A 23,407-nucleotide genomic window follows, 5' to 3' on the forward strand; every position below is an offset into this window, starting at 1 on the left:
AAAAAGAGGTATAATTGATCAATCACTGCATTAATGATTATTAATAAATTAAAGATTCTATCTTCTTTTTATCTGGCTGTAGATACTTATTTATCCTCCCAAACAAAGCTATCATTATCTGGTCTGTCACCCACTACACAACAATGTATTTTTTTATAACGTGTTTTGTTGTGTGGGTTATTACAAAATAGAATACGTTTTAATTATATTTCCCGACGTGCTCTTATTAAACCTCATTCAATTACGGAGGTTTAAAATGAAAAACTTAATCGATAAAGTGAAAACGACTGCCTGGAGCCGTGCTGACGCCCTGAAAGTTCACAGTGATGATCCGACAACGACTCAGCCGCTGGTTGGCCTTGATTTCCCGGTAATGAGTGATGAGCTTTTTATCTGGGATACAATGCCATTAAAGAAATATGACGGGAATATTATTTCGGTAAACGGCTGGTCTGTCATTTTCACCCTGACTGCCGAGCGTCAGCCAGAAGTATATAAAGATGCTGACGGTAATTATGATATTGACAGTGACTGGACCAATCGTCACAGCCGTGCCCGTATCTGCTACTGGTATGCAAAAGACAGTAAGAACTGGATCTATGGCGGGAAAGTCATGGCCGAAGGGGTTTCCCCGACAACCCGTGAATGGGCCGGTACCCCTGTACTGGTAAACGAACAGGGTGATATTGAGCTGTATTACACCTGTGTTACCCCTGGTGCGACCATTGTCAAAGTGAAAGGAAAAATAGCGGCAGATGGCCGTGGCGTAACCCTTTCAGGGTTCACTCAGGTCACCGAATTGTTCTCTGCGGACGGATTCCTCTATCAGACAGAGCAGCAAAATGCCTACTGGGGATTCCGTGACCCCAGCCCGTTTGTCGACCCGAAAGATGGCAACCTGTATATGGTATTTGAAGGCAACGTTGCCGGAGAGCGCGGGTCACATATTATTACCAGCGACGATATGGGTGATATCCCTCCCGGTTACGAAGATGTCGGGGGTTCACGTTACCAGACCGGCTGTATCGGATTTGCCGTTGCCAAAGATAAAGAAGGTAATGACTGGCAATTATTACCGCCACTAATTACTGCCGTGGGGGTTAACGATCAGACGGAACGTCCGCATTTTGTATTTAAAGACGGAAAGTATTATCTGTTTACTATCAGCCATAAATATACTTACGGTGATGGTGTTTCCGGGCCTGATGGTGTTTATGGTTTTGTCAGTGATTCATTATTTGGCCCTTACCAGCCATTAAATGGTTCCGGATTAGTTCTCGGCAATCCGTCTTCTCAGCCTTATCAGACTTATTCGCACTGCGTGATGCCTAATGGTCTGGTGACCTCATTTATTGACAGTGTGCCTGAATCCGATGGCGGTTATCGTGTCGGCGGGACAGAAGCACCGACTGTTCAGCTGAAAATAAAAGGCAACCAGACGTTTATGGTGAAAGAGCTTGATTATGGCTTTATTCCGCCAACTGAAAACGTTGTTGTCAGGTAATTAACAATACCGCGCGGCTGATGTCGCGCTTTTATCGGGAAAATGACTGTGGACATAAATAATATCGTGAATGCGGTTAAAGGTGTGGCTCGCGGAGATTCGGTTTTTTTCGGGGTTTTTATTTCCGTCTTTATGGCTTTATTACGGATGATCTATTCGGGACGAAATATTATAGAAACCTTACTTGAAGGCGGGATCTGTGGCTGCCTTACCTTTGTCTCCGTATCTCTGATGAATTATTTAGGTGTTTCCAGCCAGCTGACTGTTTCGGTTGGCGGTTTTATCGGATTTATGGGTGTTAAAAAAATCAGCTTCTGGATCAATCGCATTATTATGAAACGAATCTGATTTCTTCACGGCGCTTGATCGCTGCGGGTAAATATCCGGCCGGGTAAGGGGGCTCTGTGCTCATCCTTGGTTATAAATTTTTATGGGGAATACTGAGTTATCACCACATAACCCTATACATTATAGGGCATTTCTAATATTTGTTAACATCGTGGTTTACATAAGTCACCCGGAGTACCCTGTCTGTTATCAGTAACAGTACCGGGCTCTGTAAGTGCCTTACAGCATCAGGCCGGGAATTTTCCCGGCCTGTTTTTTTATATTTTTCCTCCTCCGGGTCCGGAAAACCAGCCTCTGCTCAGTGACCCTTCTCCTTTTATCACCGGCGTATCATAAAACACCGCGATTATCGTTTTGCCGACTGCCGGAACCCCCTCTCTTTATGGTCCATTCAGGTGTTTGCTGAGGGAAGATTTCGCTAAGGATCACCACAGGAAGGCGCGTAAACCCCATAACAGCCAGCAATTATCCGGCCGAAACCCGCAATCAATGACCACCGCACATCACCACCTTCCGTTAAGCGGGTTTACTTTATGGCTGCCGGGTGGCTATTCATTTTCCCGATGGCAATTCCATTGAAATACAATTTCGTTTTCAGTCTTCATTCTGAATTGTACTGAGCCGCGAGCCGGATTAAGTACGGATCTCTGCAATCAGTGTTGGTCGGTGATAAGACACCATCAGGCAACTGCTCACCATTCCTGCCCGCAAGTCTTTTTACGTTATTGTTTCTGCAACAGGCTATTTCACGACATCCGATTATCTGAAAAATAATATTTCTTATCACGGGAGGGTTATTTTTCTGGCAGGAAAAATAAAAAAACAGAACAGCATGTCATCCCGCTTATTTATTCACAAACGATGTTATTTGTTCCTGCCACCACACAACATAAACTCCTTAATTTTCATTGTGTTTGTTGTGTGAAAGCTGGCAAATCAGTGACTGATTTTTTTTATTTCTCCGGCGTGTTTTTATGAAGCCTCACTTAACTACGGAGGTTTTTAATTATGAAAAATTTACAAGATAAAGTTCAGACTACTGCCTGGAGCCGTGCGGATGCACTTAAAGTCAAAGCGGATGATCCTACCACCACTCAGCCAGTGGTCAGCATTGACTTCCCGGTCATGAGCGATGAAGTATTTATCTGGGATACTCTGCCGCTGCGTAAATACGACGGTAACATTGTATCAGTGAATGGCTGGTCAGTTATTTTTACCCTGACCGCAGATCGTCAGCCATCTGAATATCTGGATGCCAACGGTAATTACGACATTTATACGGACTGGAACAACCGTCATGGCCGTGCCCGTATCTGTTACTGGTACTCTAAAGACAGTACTAACTGGACATTTGGCGGACGGGTAATGGCTGAAGGTGTATCACCCACCACCCGTGAATGGGCGGGTACTCCTATCCTGCTGAACGAAGATGGTGATATTGAGCTGTATTACACCTGTGTCACTCCGGGCGCGACTATCGTTAAAGTTAAAGGTAAAATTGCTGCCGATAACCGTGGTGTGACGCTGTCCGGTTTCGAAGAAGTTATCGAGCTGTTTTCTGCCGATGGTTTCTACTACCAGACCGAACAACAAAACCCTTACTGGGGTTTCCGCGACCCGAGCCCGTTCATCGACCCGAACGATGGCAACCTGTATATGGTGTTTGAAGGGAACGTCGCCGGAGAACGCGGTTCACATGTCATTACCAGCGATGATATGGGTGATATTCCCCCGGGTTATGACGATGTCGGTGGTGCACGCTATCAGACCGGTTGTATCGGACTGGCAGCCGCCAAAGATAAAGAAGGTAATGACTGGCAGTTGCTGCCACCGCTGATTACTGCGGTTGGTGTCAATGACCAGACTGAACGTCCGCACTTTGTGTTTAAAGATGGTAAATACTACCTGTTCACCATCAGTCATAAATCAACTTATGCGGATAACCTGACAGGTCCTGACGGTGTATACGGTTTTGTCAGTGATTCACTGTTCGGGCCTTATGAGCCGCTGAACGGTTCCGGACTGGTATTAGGTAATCCGTCCTCTCAGCCATTACAGACCTATTCACACTGTGTGATGCCAAATGGCCTGGTGACATCGTTTATCGATACCGTACCGGCCAGCAATGGTGACTACGACGGAGAGTACCGGATTGGTGGTACTGAAGCGCCGACCGTACAAATCAAAATCGAAGGCAACCGTACCTTTATGGTCAAAGAATTCGATTACGGCTTTATTCCGCCAATGGAGAACGTAGTCGTTAAATAACCCCCCCCCTCTCAATGCTGACGCAGCCAATGCTGCGTCAGCATTTTTCTGCGTTCAGCCATCTTTTTTCCCGGTTATTCCGTTTCCTGTTGTTCTCTGCCAGCCCGGTCGCTGCCATAAACAGTTCTTCCCCCGCCGCGCGATTAACCGCTATCCGTATCCGCCAGTCCGCAGGCCACCGGAAAAATCTGCCTGCCAGCGCCGGCCACGAAGCAGTGACAGCAGGGATTACCCGTTGAACGGGTCGCCGGTATATCAGCTCAGGTTCCCCGTTGTGGCAGTCTCTGCCACACGGCGGATAACCGGCGAAATAGCAGTACTCACCGGCCATCGAATACAGTTCTGTTACAACAGGGGGGATCACAGGCGTGCAGTAAAAAGAGCAGAGTAACCGCTAACTATTCACAGAATAAAGAGAGAGTAAAGGAACAGACGGCAGGCCCGTCGCCTGCCAGTCCTTGTCAGAGATATAACGAAGCTTCACCCATCGGCCGGGTCTTAAAACGCCGGTGAACCCACATATACTGCTCCGGCGCCCGCATAATCTCTTTCTCAATCACACGGTTCATATACGCAGCTGCCAGGGTTTCTGTGGAAGGAAAATCCTGCAACGGGGCTTCGATATGTAATTTATAGCCTCTGCCGTCCGATTTACGTACCAGCGTAATGGTCAGTAATTCTGCGCGGGATAAACGCGACAGCACATAAGTCCCGTTAGTGGTGGCGACATTATCCACCCCGAAAAACGGAACAAACGAACTGCCTTTACTGCCGTAATCCTGATCAGGGGCAAACCATACGGCTTCACCCTGTTTCAGTTTACTGACCATTCCGCGCAGATCCCTGCGGTCAATCATCTCTTTATTCGAGCGCAAACGACCACGGGTCTGTATCCACTCCATCAGCGGATTATTGTGCGGACGATACGTTGCCATCATCGGCTGGCAAATCCCCATCACCCTGCCACCCAGCTCAAGAGACATAAAGTGAACACCCACACACATGACTCCCCGCTGATTAGCCTGAGCCTGTTGCAGATTTTGCAGACCTTCCACCTCAAACCATTTGCGGATTCGTTTATCTGACCAGAACCACGCCATACCGGTTTCGATAAGGCCCAGTCCGAGAGATTCAAAATTTCGTTGCAGAAACTTTTCCTGGTCCTGCTGACTCATCCCTGGAAAACACAGCCGGATATTCTGGCGGGCAATAGATTTACGTCTTTTCAGGAAGGGCTGTGACCATGAACCAAGCGATTTTCCCAGCCACAGTAGCAGCGGATAAGGCAACTGAACAAGGCACCACAAAATGCCCATACCCAGCCATAACATAAAATATTTGGGATTCAGGAAGCTAAGTTTGAATCCACGACTCTTTTTCATACCAGTACCACCAATTCATAAGCAGAGATCGCGCTACGTCCACTAACTAAGACAAGCCCGCGGATAAATAATTCAGAAACCATAATGTAACAATTTAGGTCCGTGACTATCTTTCCGGAAACTAATGGTATGGTCTTTAACGGCGAGATGATATAGGAAATATGAGCAGTTACGAATAATTATTGAATTACCCGCGGTTATTCGCCACCCTGTGGTTACATACTGAGCACTATAGAGATGTATCCGTTTGTTTTATTAAAATATTTATAAAATATGGTTACTATCGGTAAACGTCTGAACAATGACACCCCGACAGGAAGTTTTTATATTACGGTAACGAAACCAGTAAATATCAGCTTCAGATAACGCCGATATGACATTAATGATTTTAATTAATTAAATTCTGATACTTATCAGAACAATATCTTTTTTTTCGCTGCCAGTCCGCCGAAAGCACGGTTGCTGAAGCAGGATGACATCAGGTTTTGTCATACTGCTGTTTGTTCAACAGGTTAACGTTTAATTGTGTAAAGGCTGCCGAATGATCACGTCATATAAATTTTCCGGAGTCGTTGTACTGACCGGGCTGTTATCCGGGCTGGGGGGCATGCTGCTGGCGATGTTATTACACTCAGTACAACATCTGGGTTTTGGCTATAGCCAGCATATGATCATCAGTGCAGAAAGCTTTTTACAGGGTGTCAGTGCTGCAAGCCCTGAACGGCGTGTTACTGCACTGCTGTGCGGTGGTCTGATTGCCGGAATCGGCTGGTGGCTGCTGGCCCGTTACGGTAAACCCAGAGTGTCGGTTGCTGCCGCCGTAAAAGATATCCGCCATCCGATGCCTTTTATTACTACGCTGATCCATGCCTTATTGCAGATTATTACCGTCGGGCTGGGCTCTCCCCTCGGACGTGAAGTTGCCCCGCGGGAAATCGGTGCGCTGGCTGCAACGTCTCTGTCACGGCGTTTTCAGCTGCCGGCGGAACAAAGTAAAGTGATTATTGCCTGCGGTGCAGGCGCAGGTCTGGCCGCTGTCTATAACGTCCCGCTGGCGGGGGCGCTGTTTACCCTGGAAGTGCTGTTGGTTTCTTTCCGCGGGTCCTGTGTACTTGCGGCATTGGTGACCTCCGCCATTGCCGCACTGGTTGCCAGTCTCGGTCTGGGAAGCGGCTCTCAGTATCATTTTACAGCGCCTGTCGCGGATCATTCTCTGATACTCTGGGCGATAGTGACATCTCCCCTTTTCGGCTGCGCCGCCCATTTGTTCCGCCGTTACACCGCCCGTGCCCGTCAGGGGGTGAAAACAAACTGGCAAATGCCGGTGTTATGCCTGATGAGTTTTGGACTGACCGGTCTGCTGTCTGTCTGGTTTCCGCAGTTACCCGGCAATGGTAAAGGCCCGACCCAGCTGGCGTTGTATGGTGATCTGAGCGGTATGCTACCAGTCATTTTACTGGTACTGAAAATCATTTTAGTCGGTGCCGTATTACGCGCCGGGGCTGAAGGCGGCGTATTAACCCCCGGCTTTACTCTCGGCGCCCTGCTGGCGAGTATCCTGTTCAGTTGCTGTTCTTCATTTCTGCCGGCCAGCGATCAGGCCGGAATTGCCTTGATCGGTGCCGCAGCCTTTCTTGCATCCTCAATGCAAATGCCACTGACAGCCATTACACTGGCCGCTGAGTTTACCCATGCGGACGGTTCTCTGGTGATCCCGATAATGCTGGCGGTTGGAGGCTCGTTTGCCACCTGTTACGCCATAGAGAAACTAAAATAACGATATTGCTTATCGCGGGGAGGCCGCCCGGAATCCCTGCTGTCTGACGACGCGAAGAGCAGCGCCGCCGGGCCTCTTCCGTTTTCGATGTCCGCCATTCTCAGGCCCGCAACTACCACAGCGGGGCAGCTATCTTATTCCCTGTATTCTGCTGATTTAACCGGCCACAGACGATAAGCCGCTGCCGCCGGGGTGAAACACGCACGGTTCTCCGCGGGCCTGTCACCACCCGTTCCTGTCGAAACTTTGTCCGGCTGATGACGCAGGGTACGGAATTATCCGTGTGCTAATTTCCTGTGCAGTGCTAGAGTTAAACTGACGATAACCAGTGACAGGAGTGGACGTGTTACCTTTTATTACCCCGATTATGGCGCTGGTGATTGGCTGGCGTTTTATTTTACACCTTCCCTTTCCGACAGCCCTCAGAGTCATTCTTTTTATTGCCGTATTACTGGTCGCCGAATGTCATCTGATTTACCGGCTGCTGTTCGGTAATATCTTTTCCCCCGAATTCCCGCAACCAATGATGGTGGCGATCAATGCCCTGTTTGGCGCAGAAATACTGTTCACTTTACTGCTGCTGATACAGGCACTGATCGGCGGCATCGCCCGGCTGGCAGGGCATCCTCTGACCGGACAAATGCCGGTCAGTCACGGACTGCTGATTATTTCTTTGCTGGTCGCCGGTTATGCCGCCTGGCAGGCCGTCAAAGTGCCTGCCGTCAAAAATGTGACAGTCAACATTGCTCACCTGCCCCCGGCATTTGAAGGCTACCGGCTGGTACAGCTGACCGATTTACATGCCAGTTCTCTCTTACGTGCCGGGTGGATGGCGCAGGTGGTACAGCGTACCAATGCCCTGCAGCCGGATTTAATCACCATGACCGGTGATATTGCCGATGGTACTGTCGAAAATCGCCGCGCAGATGTTGCACCGTTAAAACAATTACATGCCAGAGACGGGGTACTGGCAATCCCCGGTAACCATGAGTATTACGTTAATTTTTCCGCATGGATGAAAGAAACAGCCGCTCTGGGAATGCAGGAATTACTTAATCAGTCGGTACGTATCTATCGCGGTAATCAGAGTATTGTCGTAGCAGGGGTTACCGATGAAGCCGCATTACGTTTTTCGCAGCCCGGTCCGGCATTATCAGAAGCCCTGCAGGGCGTTTCTGCCGGTGATACCCTGATTCTGCTCGATCACCGGCCAGTCAATGCCCGGCAGAATGCGGCGGCCGGAGCCGACCTGCAGTTGTCCGGCCATACTCACGGCGGTATGGTCCCGGGGCTGGACTTACTGGTGAAACGGGCGAATCATGGATTTTATTCCGGGGAATACCGGCTGGGCCGGATGCTGCTGTATGTCAGCAACGGGACCGGATTATGGAATGGGTTTGCCCTAAGACTGGGACATCCGTCAGAGATTACCTTATTTACCTTACAGAAAGGCTGATCCTGTACCACAGAGAGACTGTCTGCCGGGAAAAATAGCCCGCCAGTGGTGTCTCTGTCTGACAGGTACACGGGTGGGGCGGATCAGATAAAGGGGTGTTATGAAAGCAGAGTGGTTTTCGGCTATCGCAGATGTGACCTCAGCTGCCATTGCCATTGCAGCAGCGATAATTTCGTATATCGCTATTATGAATGGCAGCAGGCAATGGAACAGAGACCGCTGGGACAGGAAAATAAGGGAGTTAAATGAAACAGCCAGAGATATTATTGATTTTCTGCCGTCGGTAAAAAATGTCGACAGTCGTATCAGCGACGCAGAAACAGCCCGCTATTCGGAGATGATGGCAATCTCACGCTATTATATTCTGATCAGCCAGATAGACTCGGCATTAAGCGAATGTCGTACTGCCGGACAGAAAAATGCTGTATTTTCCCTGCCGGTGCTCGAAGTGATTATCCACCTGGATAAACTGGTAGATCATTTCCCTGAGTTCAGTAATACACAGGATGAAATCAGAAGACAGCTGAAAAGACAGGTGATACCGGAAATAAAGCATGGATAAATATTCTGACAGTCCTGAATTATCATCCCCTTCAGATCAAAGATCATCACGGAGAATTATCATGCGCCCGGCCCTCAGAGAGAAGATTATCAGGATCTGTGAAGCAAAAATCGCCACCAGAGGCAGTACTGCCGGGCTGTCTTTTTATGCTTTCTTTGCTAATAAAAATGATGACCCGCACCTGCTGATGGAGGTCGCCCACTGGTGGATTATGGAGATGAAACTGGATCACTTTGAAAAAGCGGAGAAAATAAAAGCTCTCGTCTCTGCCCTGTAGTTCTTTGCTGAATCCGTCCGATCATCAGACAATGCTGCCAGACGGTACCGCCTGGCGCTGTTCACGCAGGGCATCAGCGCCCGGAAATCTTATTTCACAGCGACAGCTCAGCCGGTTACCGGCATGCCGGCCGTTTGCCGGAAGCTGAACTGCCGCTGTGACGGGCAGACCACCCGGCCGTCACGGGTGACAAAAATAGCTTCAATATCATGGCGGGTTGTCAGCCAGTGACCGGCCCGTTGCAGCCCCATTCCGTACAATTGTGTACTGTGAATTTCGCCGCTGACAGAGTCGGCACTGATCACCGTAACACTGAGTAAATCATTATCCAGCGGATAACCGCTGCGGGGATCGAGAATATGATGATAATGGCGGCCGCCACAAATAAAATAGCGCTCACTGACACCTGAGGTGACTACCGACCGGTCATTCACAGTGATCACGCCCAGTAAGGCCCCGTGTTCAGAAAAGGGCTGACGCAACCCGACTGACCACGCGGTTGCCGGCGCAACCGCCTCTGTCACCCTGATATTCCCCCCCAGGTTAATCAGCGCCTGTCGCGTACCCTGCTGTTGCAGAAACCCGCATACCCTGTCGGCGATATAGCCCTTAGCAATCGCCCCGGCGTCAATTTCCATACCGGGCCGGGTCAGAAAAATCGAACAGCGCTGCCTGTCCAGCACCACTGCCCGCGGGTCACAGAGATTCAGTAACGATTTCAGGGTTGCCGGTGACGGCACAGAATCACCGCTGAAGCCAATTTTCCAGCATTTCACCAGCGGGCCAATGGCGAGATTAAAACAGCCGCCCTGCAGGCTGACCTGATGAGCACAGTCAATCAGCTCAAATACCTGCCGGTCAACACTTACCCCATGCTGCCCCGCCGCGCGGTTCACCGCCATCAGCTGAGAATCTGGCCGGTTAACCGTCAGCAGATTTTCCAGCTGTTGAATGATACGGAAAACCTGCCGTGCCAGTTCAGGCTGATGGCCGGCCAGTTGTAATTCAATATCCGTCCCCATCATTACCGCTCTGTAGCAGTAACTGCCCTGTGTCCTGTCCATTGTTTGTACCCCGTTGCGGTGATCTGCGGGCCTGTCGTCAGTCCTGCTGCTGACGCAGCGCATACCCGGCCGCATTTTCACCCGCCATACGGCCAAAGATAACAATATCTGCCACCGCATTGCCGCCAATCCGGTTACCGCCATGAATACCACCGACCACTTCACCCGCGGCAAATACCCCGGCCAGTGGCTGACGGTTCTGCCCGAGGACTTCGGCACGGGTATTGATGGTAACGCCACCCATGGTGTGATGCACCCCGGGAGCGATACGGATAGCATAGTAAGGTCCGTGATCCAGCGGCTGCCGCAGTGCCGTGGTACGGCCAAAGATATCTGCCTGCTGATGTGTCACGACACGATTATACTGATCCAGGGTGGTCTGTAACGCAGCAGTATCCATCGCCAGTGCCGCAGCCAGTGCTGCCGGGGTCTCGGCACTGATTACAAAGCCGCGGGCAATATAGGTTTCGGTGGCTTTATTATGCTCACGGATCTGCTGGTCAAAGATAATCCATGCGGCTTTTTCCGGTAAACCAATAATCCTGGCCGAGACCTTATCGCGGGTATCCATTTCGTTGATAAACCGTTGTCCCTGCTGACTGACCAGAATCGCCCCACCGCCACGTATGGCTTCAGAAATCAGGTAGGAGGTTGTCTGTTCGACGGTCGGATGGATTTGTATTTCCCCCATATCCACGGTTCCGGCACCGAGCGTCTGTAGCAGGGCAATACCACTGCCGGTCGCCCCCGGATGATTGGTCGTCACAAACCCTGCCAGATCCGGGCGGTAATGCACCACCATCTGCGGGTTAGCACTGAACCCGCCGGTCGCCACCACCAGGCTGCGGCAACTGATATCCTGGCTTTCCTGCTGAGTATTCATCAGGGTTACCCCGCAGACCTGCCCGTCCTGACAACAAATACCGGTCACACTGGTATCCGTCATAATTTCAATATCCGGCCGCTGCTGAATATTTTTCAGTAAGCCACTGACCAGATAGCCCCCGACCGCAGAGGCATCCGCCGGACGGTGGGTTCTGTCAATACTCATCCCCCCTGTGATAGTGATATCACTTAATACAATGCCGCGCTCTGCCAGCCAGTCGATAGCCTGCGGAGCCTGCTCCACAAATTCATGCAGCAATACTGTATTATTTTTCCCCTGGCCGCCGGCCAGAGTTTCCTGATAAAACAGCTCTTTACTGTCGCTGATCCCTTTAAGTGTCTGGAAACGGGTTTCCGCTGCGTTCATGCCGACCGACGCTTTCAGAGTATTCCCGCCGGGGATCGGCATTTTCTCGACAATCAGGACTTTCGCCCCCAGCTCACTGGCCTGAATGGCCGCGGTTAACCCGGCCCCGCCACTGCCAATGACCACCACATCATAAGAGGCTGGCTGACCCCCGTTTTCCTGCTGTAACCTTTGGCGTGCTGAGGTCATCATCACCCTGGCTACCGCTTTTTTAATCTCTTCACTCCGGGTCGTCGCCCCGGTCACCGCATCCACATAAGGACTGTTGGCATCAAGGATCCGCGAGCGCAGTTGCTTAAAATGGGTGGTAAATTCGACATCTTCCGCTGGCGCGGCATCAAGCATCAGATCGGTAATGCGGTCTTCTGACAGGACTACGGTAAGCTGACTGTCCCCTTGATCATCCTGCAGGGTTTCACGGAAGCTACCGGCAGCAAACTTGCCCGTGGCGAGGCTCATATCCCGTACCATGGCGGCAACCTGCGGGAAATACCAGAGCGGTTCAGGGATACATAATGCCTCGCGCTGACGATTATCGATAGTTAATGTCAGGGATTCTCCTGCCAGTAAACGCTGGCTCCAGGCCGGACTGGCAATCGCTGCCCGGCCGACAGCCACCAGAGAATAACCATGCGAAAAGGCCTGTGTTACATCCTCTGGCCCGGTAACACTGCCCACACCAATTACCGGCACTGTCGCCAGGGCAGCTGAACGCCCTGCCATATATTTATCAATTAATGGCTGCCGGTCAGCGGTATCCACCAGTGAACTGCGCAAAATATGATTCATCGAAAAATGGACATAATCCAGCCCGGCAGTGGCCAGTTTATCCAGCAAATACAAGGTATCGGCAAAGCGAATACCCGGCTGCTCCGTTTCTTCAGGAGAGAAACGGTAACCGATAATAAAGCCCGGTTCTGCATACTGCCTGGCCATCTGACGGGTAATGTCCAGCACCGCCAGCGGAAAACGGGCGCGTTTTTCGCTGTTACCGCCCCATTGGTCATCGCGGCGGTTAGCATGGGGAGAGAAAAACTGCTGAATCAGGTAAGTATTTGCCCCGTGAATTTCCACACCATCAAATCCGGCGGCAATCGCGCGGCGAACCGCCTGGCCGAATTTTTCCACCATACCACTGACTTCCTCAGCCGATAATGCCCGTGGTGTGGCTGCCCCTTCCCGGGGAATAGCAACCGCGGAGGGAGCGACCGGCTGGCGGCCACCAATCAGCAGGGGTTCGCTCATCCGGCCACCGTGATAAATCTGCAATACCGCTTTTGAACCGCGCTGTTTTATCGCGGAGGCTATTTTCTCCAGCCCGGTAATTTTCATGTCACTGTCAATCCCCAGAGCGCCGGGGAAGGCAGGTCCGTTATCTTCCACATAACAGCATTCAACAATAATCACCGCAGCTTCACCGGCACGCTGACGATAATATTCCACCAGTTCACTGGTCACACTGCCATTATAAAATCCGGCACAGGTCGTCATCGGGGCCATCACTAAACGATTTTTCAGCACGGTGCCACAGGACAGGGTTAACGGCTCCGCTAACTGCGGATCAGGATATGTCATGATCTACTCCGGAAAATGTCTGATGCTTTTTATTGCAGAATATCACGGGGATGGTCGGTATTATCGCCCCCGTAACAGATGACCGGATTCAATCACACCCCCCGGTAAAAACTTATGACATACATTAATTAAACTCAAAAAAAAGAGTTTTAAATATATTGATTATCTGGTCCGGCCTGATAAATACCAATCAGGTTATTTAGTTCAGATTAACAAGCGAATTACAAACAAACAACAAGATAAACTGACCGGTAAGGTTAACAGATCCTCTAATTAACTACTTTTATCTATAATAAAACTGACAGGCAGTTTTTTATTCTGCCAGATATTGATTAACCCTGAAAGTCGCTACAACACCTCGAATTTAAAAATATAATTTAAAAAATAAAATTTTAATTCCAGTTCGTTGATCAGGATCAACGGCTAAAAAAAGAGAGCGCCGATGATATAAACACTTTATCTGTCAGTCAGATGAGGTACTATGCCGGATATAATTACAAGCGCTATTTCAACGGCTTCCGCTCATACGGAATAAAACTATCGCCGGAAATGCAATATTACCTGTACGCTGCTACCTTAATATTTAAACTACTAACAGAAAAAGACGATGAACGTAAAATTAAATACTGCACCGCCGCTGAACGGGTCTCCCCCTGCCGCAGGCAAAAAAAACCGTTTGATATTGTTGCTACTGCCAATAATTGTTGCACTGTTGTTATTAGCTGTACCGGTGCCGGCAGGACTTCCTCCTTATGCATGGCATTTCTTCGCTATTTTCGTCGGGGTGATTGTCGGGTTGATTTTTGAGCCGTTACCCGGGGCAGTGATTGGTCTGACCGGCGTAGTCGTGATTGCACTGTTCAGTCAGTGGCTGCTGTTCAGCCCGGAACAACAGGCTGCTGCCGGGTTTAAACTGGCTGGGCAATCATTTAAATGGGCCGTCAGTGGTTTCGGGAATTCCACTGTATGGCTGATTTTCGGTGCCTTTATGTTTGCTGCCGGTTATGACAAAACGCAGTTCGGCCGTCGTCTTGCCCTGATACTGGTGAAATACCTGGGGCGCCGCAGCCTGACTCTCGGTTATGCCATCACCTTTGCTGATTTACTGCTGGCCCCTTTTACGCCTTCCAACACCGCCCGTAGCGGGGGCACCATCTACCCGATTATTGCCAACCTGCCGCCATTGTATGACTCTAAGCCTAATGACCCCAGCGCCAGGCGGATCGGCTCTTATCTGATGTGGGTCGCCATTACCGCGGCCTGTATTACCAGCTCTATGTTTCTGTCTGCTCTGGCCCCCAACTTGCTGGCCCTGGCGCTGGTTAAAAGTATCACCGGTATCACGATTTCCTGGGGTAACTGGTTTATCGCCTTTCTGCCGGTCGGAGTGATCCTGATTCTGCTGATGCCGTTGCTGGCGTATCTGTTTTATCCGCCGGAAGTCAAAGTCAATGATGAAGTCCCCCGCTGGGCAACCCGTGAGCTGGAGAAACTCGGCAGACTGTCGCGTAACGAAATTCTGCTACTGGTCTTTGTCTGCGCTGCTCTGGCAATGTGGATCTTTGCCACCCGCTGGATTGAACCGGCGATGGCTGCCATGCTGGTCATTACCCTGATGTTATGGACCGGGGTACTGAACTGGAGCGATATCACCGGTAATAAAGCCGCCTGGAATACCTTTGCCTGGTTTGCCACCCTGGTCGCCCTGGCTGATGGCCTTTCCTCCACCGGATTTATTAGCTGGCTGGGTAAAGAAGGCGGGGCACTGATGGGAGGAATATCGCCGGGCGTCGCCAGCCTTATCTTAGTGGTGGCGTTCTTTTTGCTGCACTATCTGTTCGCCAGTACCACGGCACATACCACCGCTCTGCTGCCGGCGATGCTGACCATTGCCGCCACTATCCCGGGCCTGGATATGCAGGTTTTTTGTCTGATGATGGTCACATCCCTGGGGATCATGGGGATTATCACCCCTTACGGTACCGGACCAAGCCCGATATACTATGGCAGCGGCTATCTGCCAACCGCCGATTACTGGCGTCTCGGGACCATTTTCGGGGCTATCTTTCTTGCGGCCCTGCTGCTTATCGGCTATCCATGGATGGCGATGGTCTTCGGCTGACAGATCGGGTTTATCGCTGCAGGTATTAATGCGTTAAATGATTATCCCTCCGCGACCGCTATCAGCGGGTGGCGGGGGGACATAATAATTACCATCAGTATTTTGCGAAGCGCAACGGCATCCCGTTGCTGCCGATTAAGTGAGAAAACATGTCGAATACACCTTTCCATTATCAGGACCCTTTTCCGGTCACCGAAGATCAGACTGACTATTACCTGCTGAGCAGTGATTATGTCTCAGTTGCCAGTTTTGACGGCGAAGAGGTGATCAAAGTCGCCCCGGAAGCACTCACCCTGCTGGCTCAGCAGGCATTCCATGATGCATCATTTATGCTGCGTACCGCCCACCAGCAACAGGTGGCGGCTATTCTTGCTGATCCTGAAGCCAGTGAAAACGATCGCTATGTCGCCTTACAATTTCTGAGAAATTCAGAGATTGCTGCCAAAGGTATTCTGCCAACCTGTCAGGATACGGGAACCGCGATCATTATGGGCAAAAAAGGCCAGCGGATCTGGACCGGTGGCGGTGATGAAGCCAGCCTGTCCCGCGGCGTATTTAATACTTTCCGGCAGGATAATCTGCGTTATTCGCAGAATGCTGCACTGGACATGTATAAAGAAGTGAATACAGGCACCAACCTGCCGGCGCAGATTGATCTGTACAGTGTCGATGGTGATGAATATAAATTTCTCTGTATCGCCAAAGGCGGCGGTTCAGCGAACAAAACCTATCTCTATCAGGAAACCAAGGCACTGCTCAGTCCCGGTAAACTGCAACAATACCTGGTGGAGAAAATGCGCACTCTCGGCACTGCGGCCTGCCCGCCCTACCATATTGCCTTTGTGATCGGCGGTACCTCCGCCGAAAGTACCCTGAAAACGGTGAAACTGGCATCCACCCATTATTACGACGGACTGCCAACTGAAGGTAATCACTATGGACAGGCTTTCCGTGATACGGAACTTGAACAGGCGTTGTTAAAAGAAGCTCACAGCCTCGGGCTGGGTGCACAATTCGGTGGTAAATATTTTGCCCATGATATCCGGGTCATCCGCCTGCCACGCCACGGCGCCTCCTGTCCGATAGGAATGGGGGTGTCCTGTTCCGCGGACCGGAATATTAAAGCCAAAATTAATCGCCAGGGGGTGTGGATTGAAAAGCTGGAACATAATCCGGCCAGACTGATCCCGGAACATCTGCGCCGGGAAGGCGAAAGTACGGTAGTGGATATCGACCTTAACCGGCCGATGAAAGAGATACTCGCCCTGCTGACACAGTATCCGGTCTCTACCCGGCTGTCACTGAACGGCACCATTATTGTGGCGCGTGATATTGCCCATGCGAAGCTGAAAGAACGGCTGGATAACGGCGAAGATCTGCCGCAATACATCAAAGATCATCCGGTATATTATGCCGGCCCGGCCAAAACACCGGCTGGCTATGCCTCCGGCTCCCTCGGCCCGACCACCGCCGGGCGTATGGACTCTTATGTTGATCTGCTTCAGGCCCATGGCGGCAGCATGATTATGCTGGCAAAAGGTAACCGCAGTCAGCAGGTTACCGATGCCTGTCAGAAACATGGCGGATTTTATCTTGGCAGTATCGGCGGACCGGCAGCGGTACTGGCACAACAGAGCGTAAAAAGCCTCGAGTGTGTCGAATACCCGGAACTGGGTATGGAAGCCATCTGGAAAATTGAAGTACAAAACTTCCCGGCATTTATTCTGGTAGACGATAAAGGAAACGACTTTTTCAGCCAGATCCTGCAAAACCAGTGTGCCGGTTGCGCAAAATAACCGCAAACAATCACGGCCTGCTTTCCCGCAGGCCGTTTCCGCAATAACGGGTAACCCCTGCCCGCAGTAATGTAATATTCTCCGCGACGTTTTTTCCGTGACTGTCGTGTAATGTTCTACACTGACAACCACACCCTTGAGAGGAGAACATCATGAGCAAGATTAAAAGCTACGCCGCAGCAGAAGCTGGCGCAGAACTGGAACTGTATGAATTTGATGCCGGCGAGCTTGCTGCCGAAGATGTTGAAGTCAAAGTAGAATACTGCGGTATCTGCCACTCGGATTTGTCGATGATCGATAATGAATGGGGAATTTCACAATATCCGCTGGTTGCAGGCCACGAAATTGTCGGCCGTGTCCACGCTCTGGGCGCAGCCGCACAGAGCAAAGGCCTGAAAATCGGCCAGCGGGTCGGCATTGGCTGGACAGCCCGCAGCTGTGGTCACTGTGACGCCTGTATCAGCGGCAGTCAGAGCAACTGTCAGCAGGGCAGCGTACCCACTATCCTGAACCGTGGTGGCTTTGCCGAGAAGATCCGTGCCGACTGGCAGTGGGTGATCCCGTTACCGGAAGCGCTGGATATCGAATCTGCCGGCCCGCTGTTGTGCGGCGGTATTACGGTATTCAAACCGTTACTGCAGCACCATATCACCGCGACCAGCCGTGTCGGCGTGATCGGGATTGGCGGGCTGGGACACATTGCCATCAAGTTACTGCATGCAATGGGCTGTGAGGTGACCGCGTTTAGCTCATCACCGTCGAAAGAAGCGGAAATTCTGGCGATGGGGGCGGATAAAGTGGTTAACAGCCGTGATCCTGAAGCACTTACAGCACTGGCGGGTCAGTTCGACCTGATCATTAATACCATCAATGTGTCTCTGGACTGGATGCCGTATTTCCAGGCGCTGGCTTACAATGGCAGTTTCCATACCGTCGGCGCCGTAATGAAACCGTTTGAAGTCCCGGCCTTTACCCTGATTGCCGGTGACCGTAGCCTTTCCGGTTCTTCGACCGGTTCTCCTCACGAGCTGCGCAGTCTGGTAAAACTGGCGGCCCGTTCCGGCGTCAAACCACAGACCGAACTGTTCCCGATGTCAAAAATCAATGAGGCTATTCAGCATGTCCGTGACGGTAAAGCCCGTTACCGTGCAGTACTGAAAGCTGATTTCTGATATTTCAGCGGCCCGTCTTGCGGGCCGCAATCTCAGTGATTACTCTCCGGTTTTACCGGCTGTTTCAATGGCAGCCACCACCTGAAACCGGCTGTCGGCCGGTCACCTCCCGGCAATCCTATGGTTCGTCTCTTCCCGGTGATGCAAGTTCCCCCCGATACGGCAAGGGCCAGCGGCAGTTTTAGCTGATCATAAAAGTGCAGCAGTTCTCCGGCTAAAACATTTATCCGCTCCGCCCCCGGCAATAATGCTATCCATCCCCCCGATGAAAGGCGTTGCTCACTGGCCCTGCGGCTGTTCACCTAATGCACCGGGACTGTCAGCAGTAAGTCCCGCCGTTCTGCGGCCATTTTCAGGCCCGCGCTCTGTCGGCAAAAAGCCGGGAATTTATAAGTAATAATTAACCGTTATATCCTGATTTTTCACCGCGACAACCGGCTAACCTCATCACACTTCCCGTTATTTCACGGGGTCTTCCGGCAGTAAGGCAATGATTAGCAAAAAATGTGCAGAGTAATGCACCAATCAGCATTAAATAAATACCCGTCGTCTGGTTATAGTTTTGAAAAAATTACTCACCGGTTACTTACTATGCCAAGAAATGAACAACTGTCGCTGGGGGCTTTTATTCATCCGGCCGGGCATCATGTCGCGGCCTGGCGCCACCCACAGGTGGCCCCCGATCCGCTGGATATTCAGCAGTATATTCAGATTGCGAAAACGGCCGAACGCGCCTGTTTTGATATGCTGTTTTTTGCCGACAGTCTGGCGGTGTTCGATTCTGTCGAAGCCCATAAGATGGCCCGTTCCAACTATTTTGAACCGGTCACATTACTGGCATCGCTGGCGGCGGTGACGCAACATATTGGTCTGATTGCGACCGCGACCACCAGCTACAACCAGCCTTATCATATCGCCCGGCAGTTTGCCTCACTGGATCACCTGTCCGGTGGCAGAGCGGGCTGGAATCTGGTGACATCCGATGCCGCCAATGAAGCCGCTAACTTTAACCGGCACCAACACTTCAGCCATCAGGAACGTTACCTGCGTGCCGCCGAATTTTACCGGGTGGTGGAAGGTTTGTGGAATAGCTGGGAAGACGATGCCTTTATCTATGATAAGGCTTCAGGTCAGACCTACCGTCCGGAAAAAATGCATCCCTTACATCACCGTGGTGACTATTTTCAGGTCAGCGGGCCATTAAATATTGCCCGTTCACCACAGGGTAAACCCGTGGTCGTGCAGGCAGGTTCCTCGGAGGCCGGTAAGGCCCTGGCGGCAAAAACGGCCGATCTGGTATTTACCGCACAGTCTGATCTGAAAAAAGCTAAAGAGTTCTATCAGGACGTCAGGCAGCGCCTCAGTGCCTGCCAGCGTCCCGAAAACAGTCTGAAAATTATGCCGGGCGTACTGCTGGTCACCGGCCAGTCCCGGCAGGAAGCCGAAGAAAAGTATCAGCAATTCCAGCAACTGGTTCAGCCGGAGGTCGGTATCGCGTTATTAGGCAGAATGCTGGGTAATTTTGACCTGTCCGGCTATCCGCAGGATCAACCGCTGCCTGAACTGCCGCTGTCAGATTCAGGGCAGCAGAGCCGTCAGGCTCTGCTACGGGGGATCGCCGCCAGCGAAAACCTGACGCTGGCTGAGCTGGGCCTGCGTATTGCCGGTGGCCGCGGTCACCACACGGTAATCGGGACCGCGCAACAAATTGCCGACGAGCTTCAATGCTGGTTCGAAGAATATGCCGCGGATGGTTTCAATATTATGGTCCCGCACCTGCCTGCCGGACTGGACGATATTGCCCGGACGGTTATTCCCGAATTACAGCGCCGGGGGCTGTTCAGAAAATCCTACCAGGGAAAAACCCTGCGCAGTCACCTGGGGCTGACACCACCACCTTTTCATCCGCCTTTTGAGAGTCAGTAACATGAGTTATCAGCCAGCAGAACAACGTTATCAGCACATGTCCTATCCGCATTGCGGCAACAGTGGTTTAAAACTGCCGCGCATTTCTCTCGGACTGTGGCAGCACTTTGGTGATAACAGTACCCGCGAACAACAGCGAAGTTTACTGCGCTGTGCCTTTGACGCCGGTATCACCCATTTTGACCTGGCAAATAACTATGGCACACCCTATGGCAGTGCCGAACAAAATTTCGGAGAAGTGTTTCGTCGTGATTTTCGTCCCTTCCGCGATGAACTGATTATTTCCACCAAAGCGGGTTACGATATGTGGCCGGGGCCTTACGGCCAGGGAGGCAGCTCGCGGAAATACCTGCTTGCCAGCCTGAATCAGAGCCTGCAACGCCTCGGCCTGGAGTATGTCGATATCTTCTATTCCCACTGTTATGACCCCGCCACGCCACTGGAAGAAACAGCTTCCGCCCTCGCCAGCGCCGTGACACAGGGTAAAGCACTGTATGTCGGGATCTCCTCCTATCCGTCAGCAGAAACCGGTGAAATAGCCCGGTTACTGCAACGGTGGCATATTCCTTTGCTGGTCCATCAGCCTGCTTATAACCTGTTTAACCGCTGGGTCGAAGACAGCCTGCTTGAGACCTGTGCCCGGCAGGGAACAGGGATTATCGCCTTCAGCACCCTCGCTCAGGGACTGCTGAGCGGAAAATACTCCGCCAGTACCCCGGCTGCCCTGCGCCGTCATAGTATTGATCAGCGTGAACTGAGTGCGGAAAACTTTGCCCGCATTGCCGGGCTGGAAAATATTGCCCGACAGCGTGGTCAGTCATTACCGCAGATGGCACTGGCATGGGTACTGCGCCAGCCACAGATCAGCTCCGCACTCACCGGCGTCAGTTCACCGGAACAATTACTGCATAACCTCGGGGCATTGCAAAATATCCGCTTCAGTGAAGAAGAACTGCGGGATATCGACCATTTCGCTATCGACGGCAGCAGCCAGTTTGGCCGAATCAACGACCGACAGACGGAGGGCTGATGTTTACACTGCTGACAACGTTCGCCACATTATTACTGATTATCCTGATCTCTTACTGGCTGACCCGGCGGTTTAAACATACCACCGCACGGGAGTACTTTATGGCCAGCGGCAAACTGAGTTTCGGCTTTATTGCCGGTTCCATGATGCTGACTAATGTTTCCGTCGACCAGCTGATCGGTCTGAATGGTGATGCCTACCTGCATAATCTGAGTGCGGTCGCCTGGGAAGCTACAGCGATTATTGCCATTATCGCCCTGGCACTGTTCTTCCTGCCGCGCTATATGCAGGGCGGGTTTACCACCCTGACGGAATTTATTGAATCCCGATATGATAAAACAGCGCGCAAAATTGTCAGTGTATTACTGCTGATGACCTATACCCTGGTGCTGTGTCCCTCGTCGTTATACCTCGGGGCACTGACCCTGGAAAAAATATTTAATATTCAACAGGCGCTGGGGGTCAGCTACCAGACCAGCATGATCCTGATGATTTGCCTGACCGGCTTTATTGGTACCGCCTATGCGGTACTGGGAGGGCTGCGGGCTATCGCCGTCTCCGATACCATTAACGGGGTGTTTCTGATCATCATCATTCTGCTGGTGCCAGTACTTGGTTTCCTCGCTCTTGGTCACGGGCACCTGCTGGCCGGAATGCAGGAGTTACTGCGACAGAATCCGCAAAAACTGAATATGATTGGTAATAATCATGACAGCGTGCCTTTCAGTACCCTGTTTACCGGCATGATCTTTGCCAACCTGTTCTACTGGTGTACTAACCAGGCAATTATGCAGAAAAGCCTTGCAGCACGCTCGCTGCAGGAAGCCCAGAAAGGGATCCTGCTGACCGGTGCCTGTAAGCTGGTGCTGCCGTTACTGATGATGTTACCGGGAATTATTGCGTGGCATTATTTTCATGGCCATCCCCTGACCTCTTCCGACCTGGCCTATCCTTCGCTGATTGCGGCATTACTTCCCTGGTGGCTGAAAGGCTTTTTTGTCGCCATCATTCTGGGAGCAGTAATGAGCCACTTTAATGCCATTATTAATGCCTCTGCCACGTTGCTGACTTATGATTTTTACCTGTCATACCGACCAAAGGCCACAGACCATCAGCAGGTACGCTTTGGTAAGCAGATGAGTTTACTGGTTGCGTTAATCTCCATCGCCTGTGCTCCGCTGTTAATGGATGCACCGGAGGGCATCTATACATTACTGCGGCGTTTCACCGGTTTCTTTAATATGCCGGTGATTGCTGTCGTGCTGTTTGCTTTTATCGTCGCCCGCCCGCCGGCTATTGCTGCCAGAATTGTGCTGATATCACATGCTCTGATATACGGTATTTTTATTCTGGGGCTGAATGTTGATGCCCGCTGGGGGATCAGCTTTATTCATCTGATGGGGATCTTGTTTGCCGGTGAGATGTTACTGTTGTTTATTCTGCACCGTTACCTGCCCGGCAAGACAATACCGCCGATCACTGCCACCGGTAAGGAGCTGGTTAGCTGGCAGTATGCGGTTCCTGTCAGTGTGGTGCTGGTCGCCGCACTGATCAGTCTTTATCTGACCTTCTCTCCGCTGGGGATCGTCAGCGGGCATCTGACCTCTGGCTGGTATCTGTCAATGGGCCTGCTCTGGACACTGGCGTTAGTGATTGCCGGCCGCAGCCATCTTCGCCATAAACCGTTATTATCATCCCGCACCCGTCAGGGCAGCCTGCCACTGGATAATAATTAACGGTGTTCAGGGCGGCAGTACTGGTATCAGGTACGTCACAGGGCTGCCGTCAATATTCAGGGACAACCAATGGGGCCGGAGGTGTTTATCACCGCCCCCTGTAACACGGACCGGTTGTCGCCGGTCCGCCAGAGGTTCGCAGCATCAGCCGGTCGCAGAA

Annotated in this window: 17 protein-coding genes; 14 read left to right on the forward strand and 3 right to left on the reverse strand. The window is 51.4% G+C overall.

All coding sequences use genetic code 11. The features are described from left to right. Nucleotides 1-256: 256 nt before the first annotated feature. The 4 genes from JK198_RS11010 to JK198_RS11025 all read left to right on the forward strand — a co-directional run bounded on the left by JK198_RS11010 (nucleotide 257) and on the right by JK198_RS11025 (nucleotide 4,359). Nucleotides 257-1,504, forward strand: coding sequence for a glycoside hydrolase family 68 protein (locus JK198_RS11010; protein ID WP_212708615.1), 1,248 nt, complete (start codon nucleotides 257-259; stop codon nucleotides 1,502-1,504). A 48-nt stretch (nucleotides 1,505-1,552) separates the two neighbouring features. Next, nucleotides 1,553-1,852 carry a phage holin, lambda family gene (locus JK198_RS11015; protein ID WP_212708616.1) on the forward strand — a complete coding sequence of 100 codons (300 nt, stop codon included), beginning with the start codon at nucleotides 1,553-1,555 and terminating at the stop codon, nucleotides 1,850-1,852. A 1,008-nt stretch (nucleotides 1,853-2,860) separates the two neighbouring features. After that, nucleotides 2,861-4,120, forward strand: coding sequence for a glycoside hydrolase family 68 protein (locus JK198_RS11020; RefSeq protein ID WP_212710670.1), 1,260 nt, complete (start codon nucleotides 2,861-2,863; stop codon nucleotides 4,118-4,120). A 29-nt stretch (nucleotides 4,121-4,149) separates the two neighbouring features. Next, nucleotides 4,150-4,359, forward strand: a complete 210-nt coding sequence (locus JK198_RS11025) for a hypothetical protein (protein ID WP_212710669.1) — start codon at nucleotides 4,150-4,152, stop codon at nucleotides 4,357-4,359. 222 nt (nucleotides 4,360-4,581) lie between these two features. Here JK198_RS11025 and lpxP read toward each other — a convergent pair whose 3' ends face one another. Then, nucleotides 4,582-5,502 carry a kdo(2)-lipid IV(A) palmitoleoyltransferase gene (gene lpxP, locus JK198_RS11030; RefSeq protein ID WP_212708618.1) on the reverse strand — a complete coding sequence of 307 codons (921 nt, stop codon included), beginning with the start codon at nucleotides 5,500-5,502 and terminating at the stop codon, nucleotides 4,582-4,584. Nucleotides 5,503-6,043: 541 nt separating this feature from the next. Between lpxP and JK198_RS11035 the strand changes: the two genes are divergently transcribed. The 4 genes from JK198_RS11035 (at nucleotide 6,044) to JK198_RS11050 (ending at nucleotide 9,574) form a co-directional block, all read left to right on the forward strand. After that, complete coding sequence (locus tag JK198_RS11035) at nucleotides 6,044-7,279, forward strand: chloride channel protein (RefSeq protein WP_212708619.1); 1,236 nt, start codon at nucleotides 6,044-6,046, stop codon at nucleotides 7,277-7,279. A gap of 343 nt (nucleotides 7,280-7,622) precedes the next feature. Continuing rightward, nucleotides 7,623-8,735 (forward strand): metallophosphoesterase, encoded by a 1,113-nt coding sequence (locus JK198_RS11040; protein ID WP_343876666.1) that lies wholly within the window; start codon nucleotides 7,623-7,625, stop codon nucleotides 8,733-8,735. Between the two features lie 100 nt (nucleotides 8,736-8,835). Continuing rightward, nucleotides 8,836-9,297, forward strand: coding sequence for a hypothetical protein (locus tag JK198_RS11045; RefSeq protein ID WP_212708620.1), 462 nt, complete (start codon nucleotides 8,836-8,838; stop codon nucleotides 9,295-9,297). A 61-nt stretch (nucleotides 9,298-9,358) separates the two neighbouring features. Then, complete coding sequence (locus JK198_RS11050; RefSeq protein ID WP_212708621.1) at nucleotides 9,359-9,574, forward strand: DUF6500 family protein; 216 nt, start codon at nucleotides 9,359-9,361, stop codon at nucleotides 9,572-9,574. Between the two features lie 107 nt (nucleotides 9,575-9,681). On the opposite strand, the gene JK198_RS11055 is transcribed toward JK198_RS11050, so the two are convergent. Together JK198_RS11055 and JK198_RS11060 are read right to left on the reverse strand one after the other, a co-directional pair. Next, nucleotides 9,682-10,638 (reverse strand): FAD:protein FMN transferase, encoded by a 957-nt coding sequence (locus tag JK198_RS11055; protein ID WP_212708622.1) that lies wholly within the window; start codon nucleotides 10,636-10,638, stop codon nucleotides 9,682-9,684. A gap of 37 nt (nucleotides 10,639-10,675) precedes the next feature. Further along, nucleotides 10,676-13,465, reverse strand: coding sequence for a flavocytochrome c (locus JK198_RS11060; RefSeq protein WP_212710668.1), 2,790 nt, complete (start codon nucleotides 13,463-13,465; stop codon nucleotides 10,676-10,678). A gap of 607 nt (nucleotides 13,466-14,072) precedes the next feature. Between JK198_RS11060 and JK198_RS11065 the strand changes: the two genes are divergently transcribed. The 6 genes from JK198_RS11065 to JK198_RS11090 all read left to right on the forward strand — a co-directional run bounded on the left by JK198_RS11065 (nucleotide 14,073) and on the right by JK198_RS11090 (nucleotide 23,247). Beyond that, the gene (locus JK198_RS11065; RefSeq protein WP_212710667.1) at nucleotides 14,073-15,587 is read left to right on the forward strand and encodes an anion permease; all 1,515 of its coding nucleotides are present in this window, start codon (nucleotides 14,073-14,075) and stop codon (nucleotides 15,585-15,587) included. A 149-nt stretch (nucleotides 15,588-15,736) separates the two neighbouring features. Then, nucleotides 15,737-17,383 (forward strand): class I fumarate hydratase FumA, encoded by a 1,647-nt coding sequence (gene fumA, locus JK198_RS11070; RefSeq protein WP_212708625.1) that lies wholly within the window; start codon nucleotides 15,737-15,739, stop codon nucleotides 17,381-17,383. A 152-nt stretch (nucleotides 17,384-17,535) separates the two neighbouring features. Beyond that, the gene (locus JK198_RS11075) at nucleotides 17,536-18,555 is read left to right on the forward strand and encodes an NAD(P)-dependent alcohol dehydrogenase (protein WP_212708626.1); all 1,020 of its coding nucleotides are present in this window, start codon (nucleotides 17,536-17,538) and stop codon (nucleotides 18,553-18,555) included. Between the two features lie 591 nt (nucleotides 18,556-19,146). Continuing rightward, entirely contained in the window at nucleotides 19,147-20,481 is a 1,335-nt protein-coding gene (locus JK198_RS11080) for an LLM class flavin-dependent oxidoreductase (protein ID WP_212708627.1), read from the forward strand. A 1-nt stretch (nucleotide 20,482) separates the two neighbouring features. Next, nucleotides 20,483-21,511 carry an L-glyceraldehyde 3-phosphate reductase gene (mgrA, locus tag JK198_RS11085; RefSeq protein WP_212708628.1) on the forward strand — a complete coding sequence of 343 codons (1,029 nt, stop codon included), beginning with the start codon at nucleotides 20,483-20,485 and terminating at the stop codon, nucleotides 21,509-21,511. Next, the gene (locus JK198_RS11090; RefSeq protein ID WP_212710666.1) at nucleotides 21,511-23,247 is read left to right on the forward strand and encodes a solute:sodium symporter family transporter; all 1,737 of its coding nucleotides are present in this window, start codon (nucleotides 21,511-21,513) and stop codon (nucleotides 23,245-23,247) included. The genes mgrA and JK198_RS11090 overlap by 1 nt, the downstream gene beginning before the upstream one ends. Nucleotides 23,248-23,407: the final 160 nt, after the last annotated feature.

This window comes from Tatumella sp. JGM91, from assembly GCF_018257575.1.
In the GTDB taxonomy this organism is placed as follows: Bacteria; Pseudomonadota; Gammaproteobacteria; order Enterobacterales; family Enterobacteriaceae; genus Tatumella; species Tatumella punctata.

Bases quoted from the DNA above. Each gene is read 5' to 3' on its own strand.
- JK198_RS11010 (WP_212708615.1), top strand. From the start codon at position 257: ATGAAAAACTTAATCGATAAAGTGAAAACGACTGCCTGGAGCCGTGCT.
- JK198_RS11020 (WP_212710670.1), top strand. From the start codon at position 2,861: ATGAAAAATTTACAAGATAAAGTTCAGACTACTGCCTGGAGCCGTGCG.
- JK198_RS11025 (WP_212710669.1), top strand. From the start codon at position 4,150: ATGCTGCGTCAGCATTTTTCTGCGTTCAGCCATCTTTTTTCCCGGTTA.
- lpxP (WP_212708618.1), bottom strand. From the start codon at position 5,502: ATGAAAAAGAGTCGTGGATTCAAACTTAGCTTCCTGAATCCCAAATAT.
- JK198_RS11035 (WP_212708619.1), top strand. From the start codon at position 6,044: ATGATCACGTCATATAAATTTTCCGGAGTCGTTGTACTGACCGGGCTG.
- JK198_RS11045 (WP_212708620.1), top strand. From the start codon at position 8,836: ATGAAAGCAGAGTGGTTTTCGGCTATCGCAGATGTGACCTCAGCTGCC.
- JK198_RS11050 (WP_212708621.1), top strand. From the start codon at position 9,359: ATGCGCCCGGCCCTCAGAGAGAAGATTATCAGGATCTGTGAAGCAAAA.
- JK198_RS11055 (WP_212708622.1), bottom strand. From the start codon at position 10,638: ATGGACAGGACACAGGGCAGTTACTGCTACAGAGCGGTAATGATGGGG.
- JK198_RS11060 (WP_212710668.1), bottom strand. From the start codon at position 13,465: ATGACATATCCTGATCCGCAGTTAGCGGAGCCGTTAACCCTGTCCTGT.
- JK198_RS11065 (WP_212710667.1), top strand. From the start codon at position 14,073: ATGAACGTAAAATTAAATACTGCACCGCCGCTGAACGGGTCTCCCCCT.
- fumA (WP_212708625.1), top strand. From the start codon at position 15,737: ATGTCGAATACACCTTTCCATTATCAGGACCCTTTTCCGGTCACCGAA.
- JK198_RS11075 (WP_212708626.1), top strand. From the start codon at position 17,536: ATGAGCAAGATTAAAAGCTACGCCGCAGCAGAAGCTGGCGCAGAACTG.
- JK198_RS11080 (WP_212708627.1), top strand. From the start codon at position 19,147: ATGCCAAGAAATGAACAACTGTCGCTGGGGGCTTTTATTCATCCGGCC.
- mgrA (WP_212708628.1), top strand. From the start codon at position 20,483: ATGAGTTATCAGCCAGCAGAACAACGTTATCAGCACATGTCCTATCCG.
- JK198_RS11090 (WP_212710666.1), top strand. From the start codon at position 21,511: ATGTTTACACTGCTGACAACGTTCGCCACATTATTACTGATTATCCTG.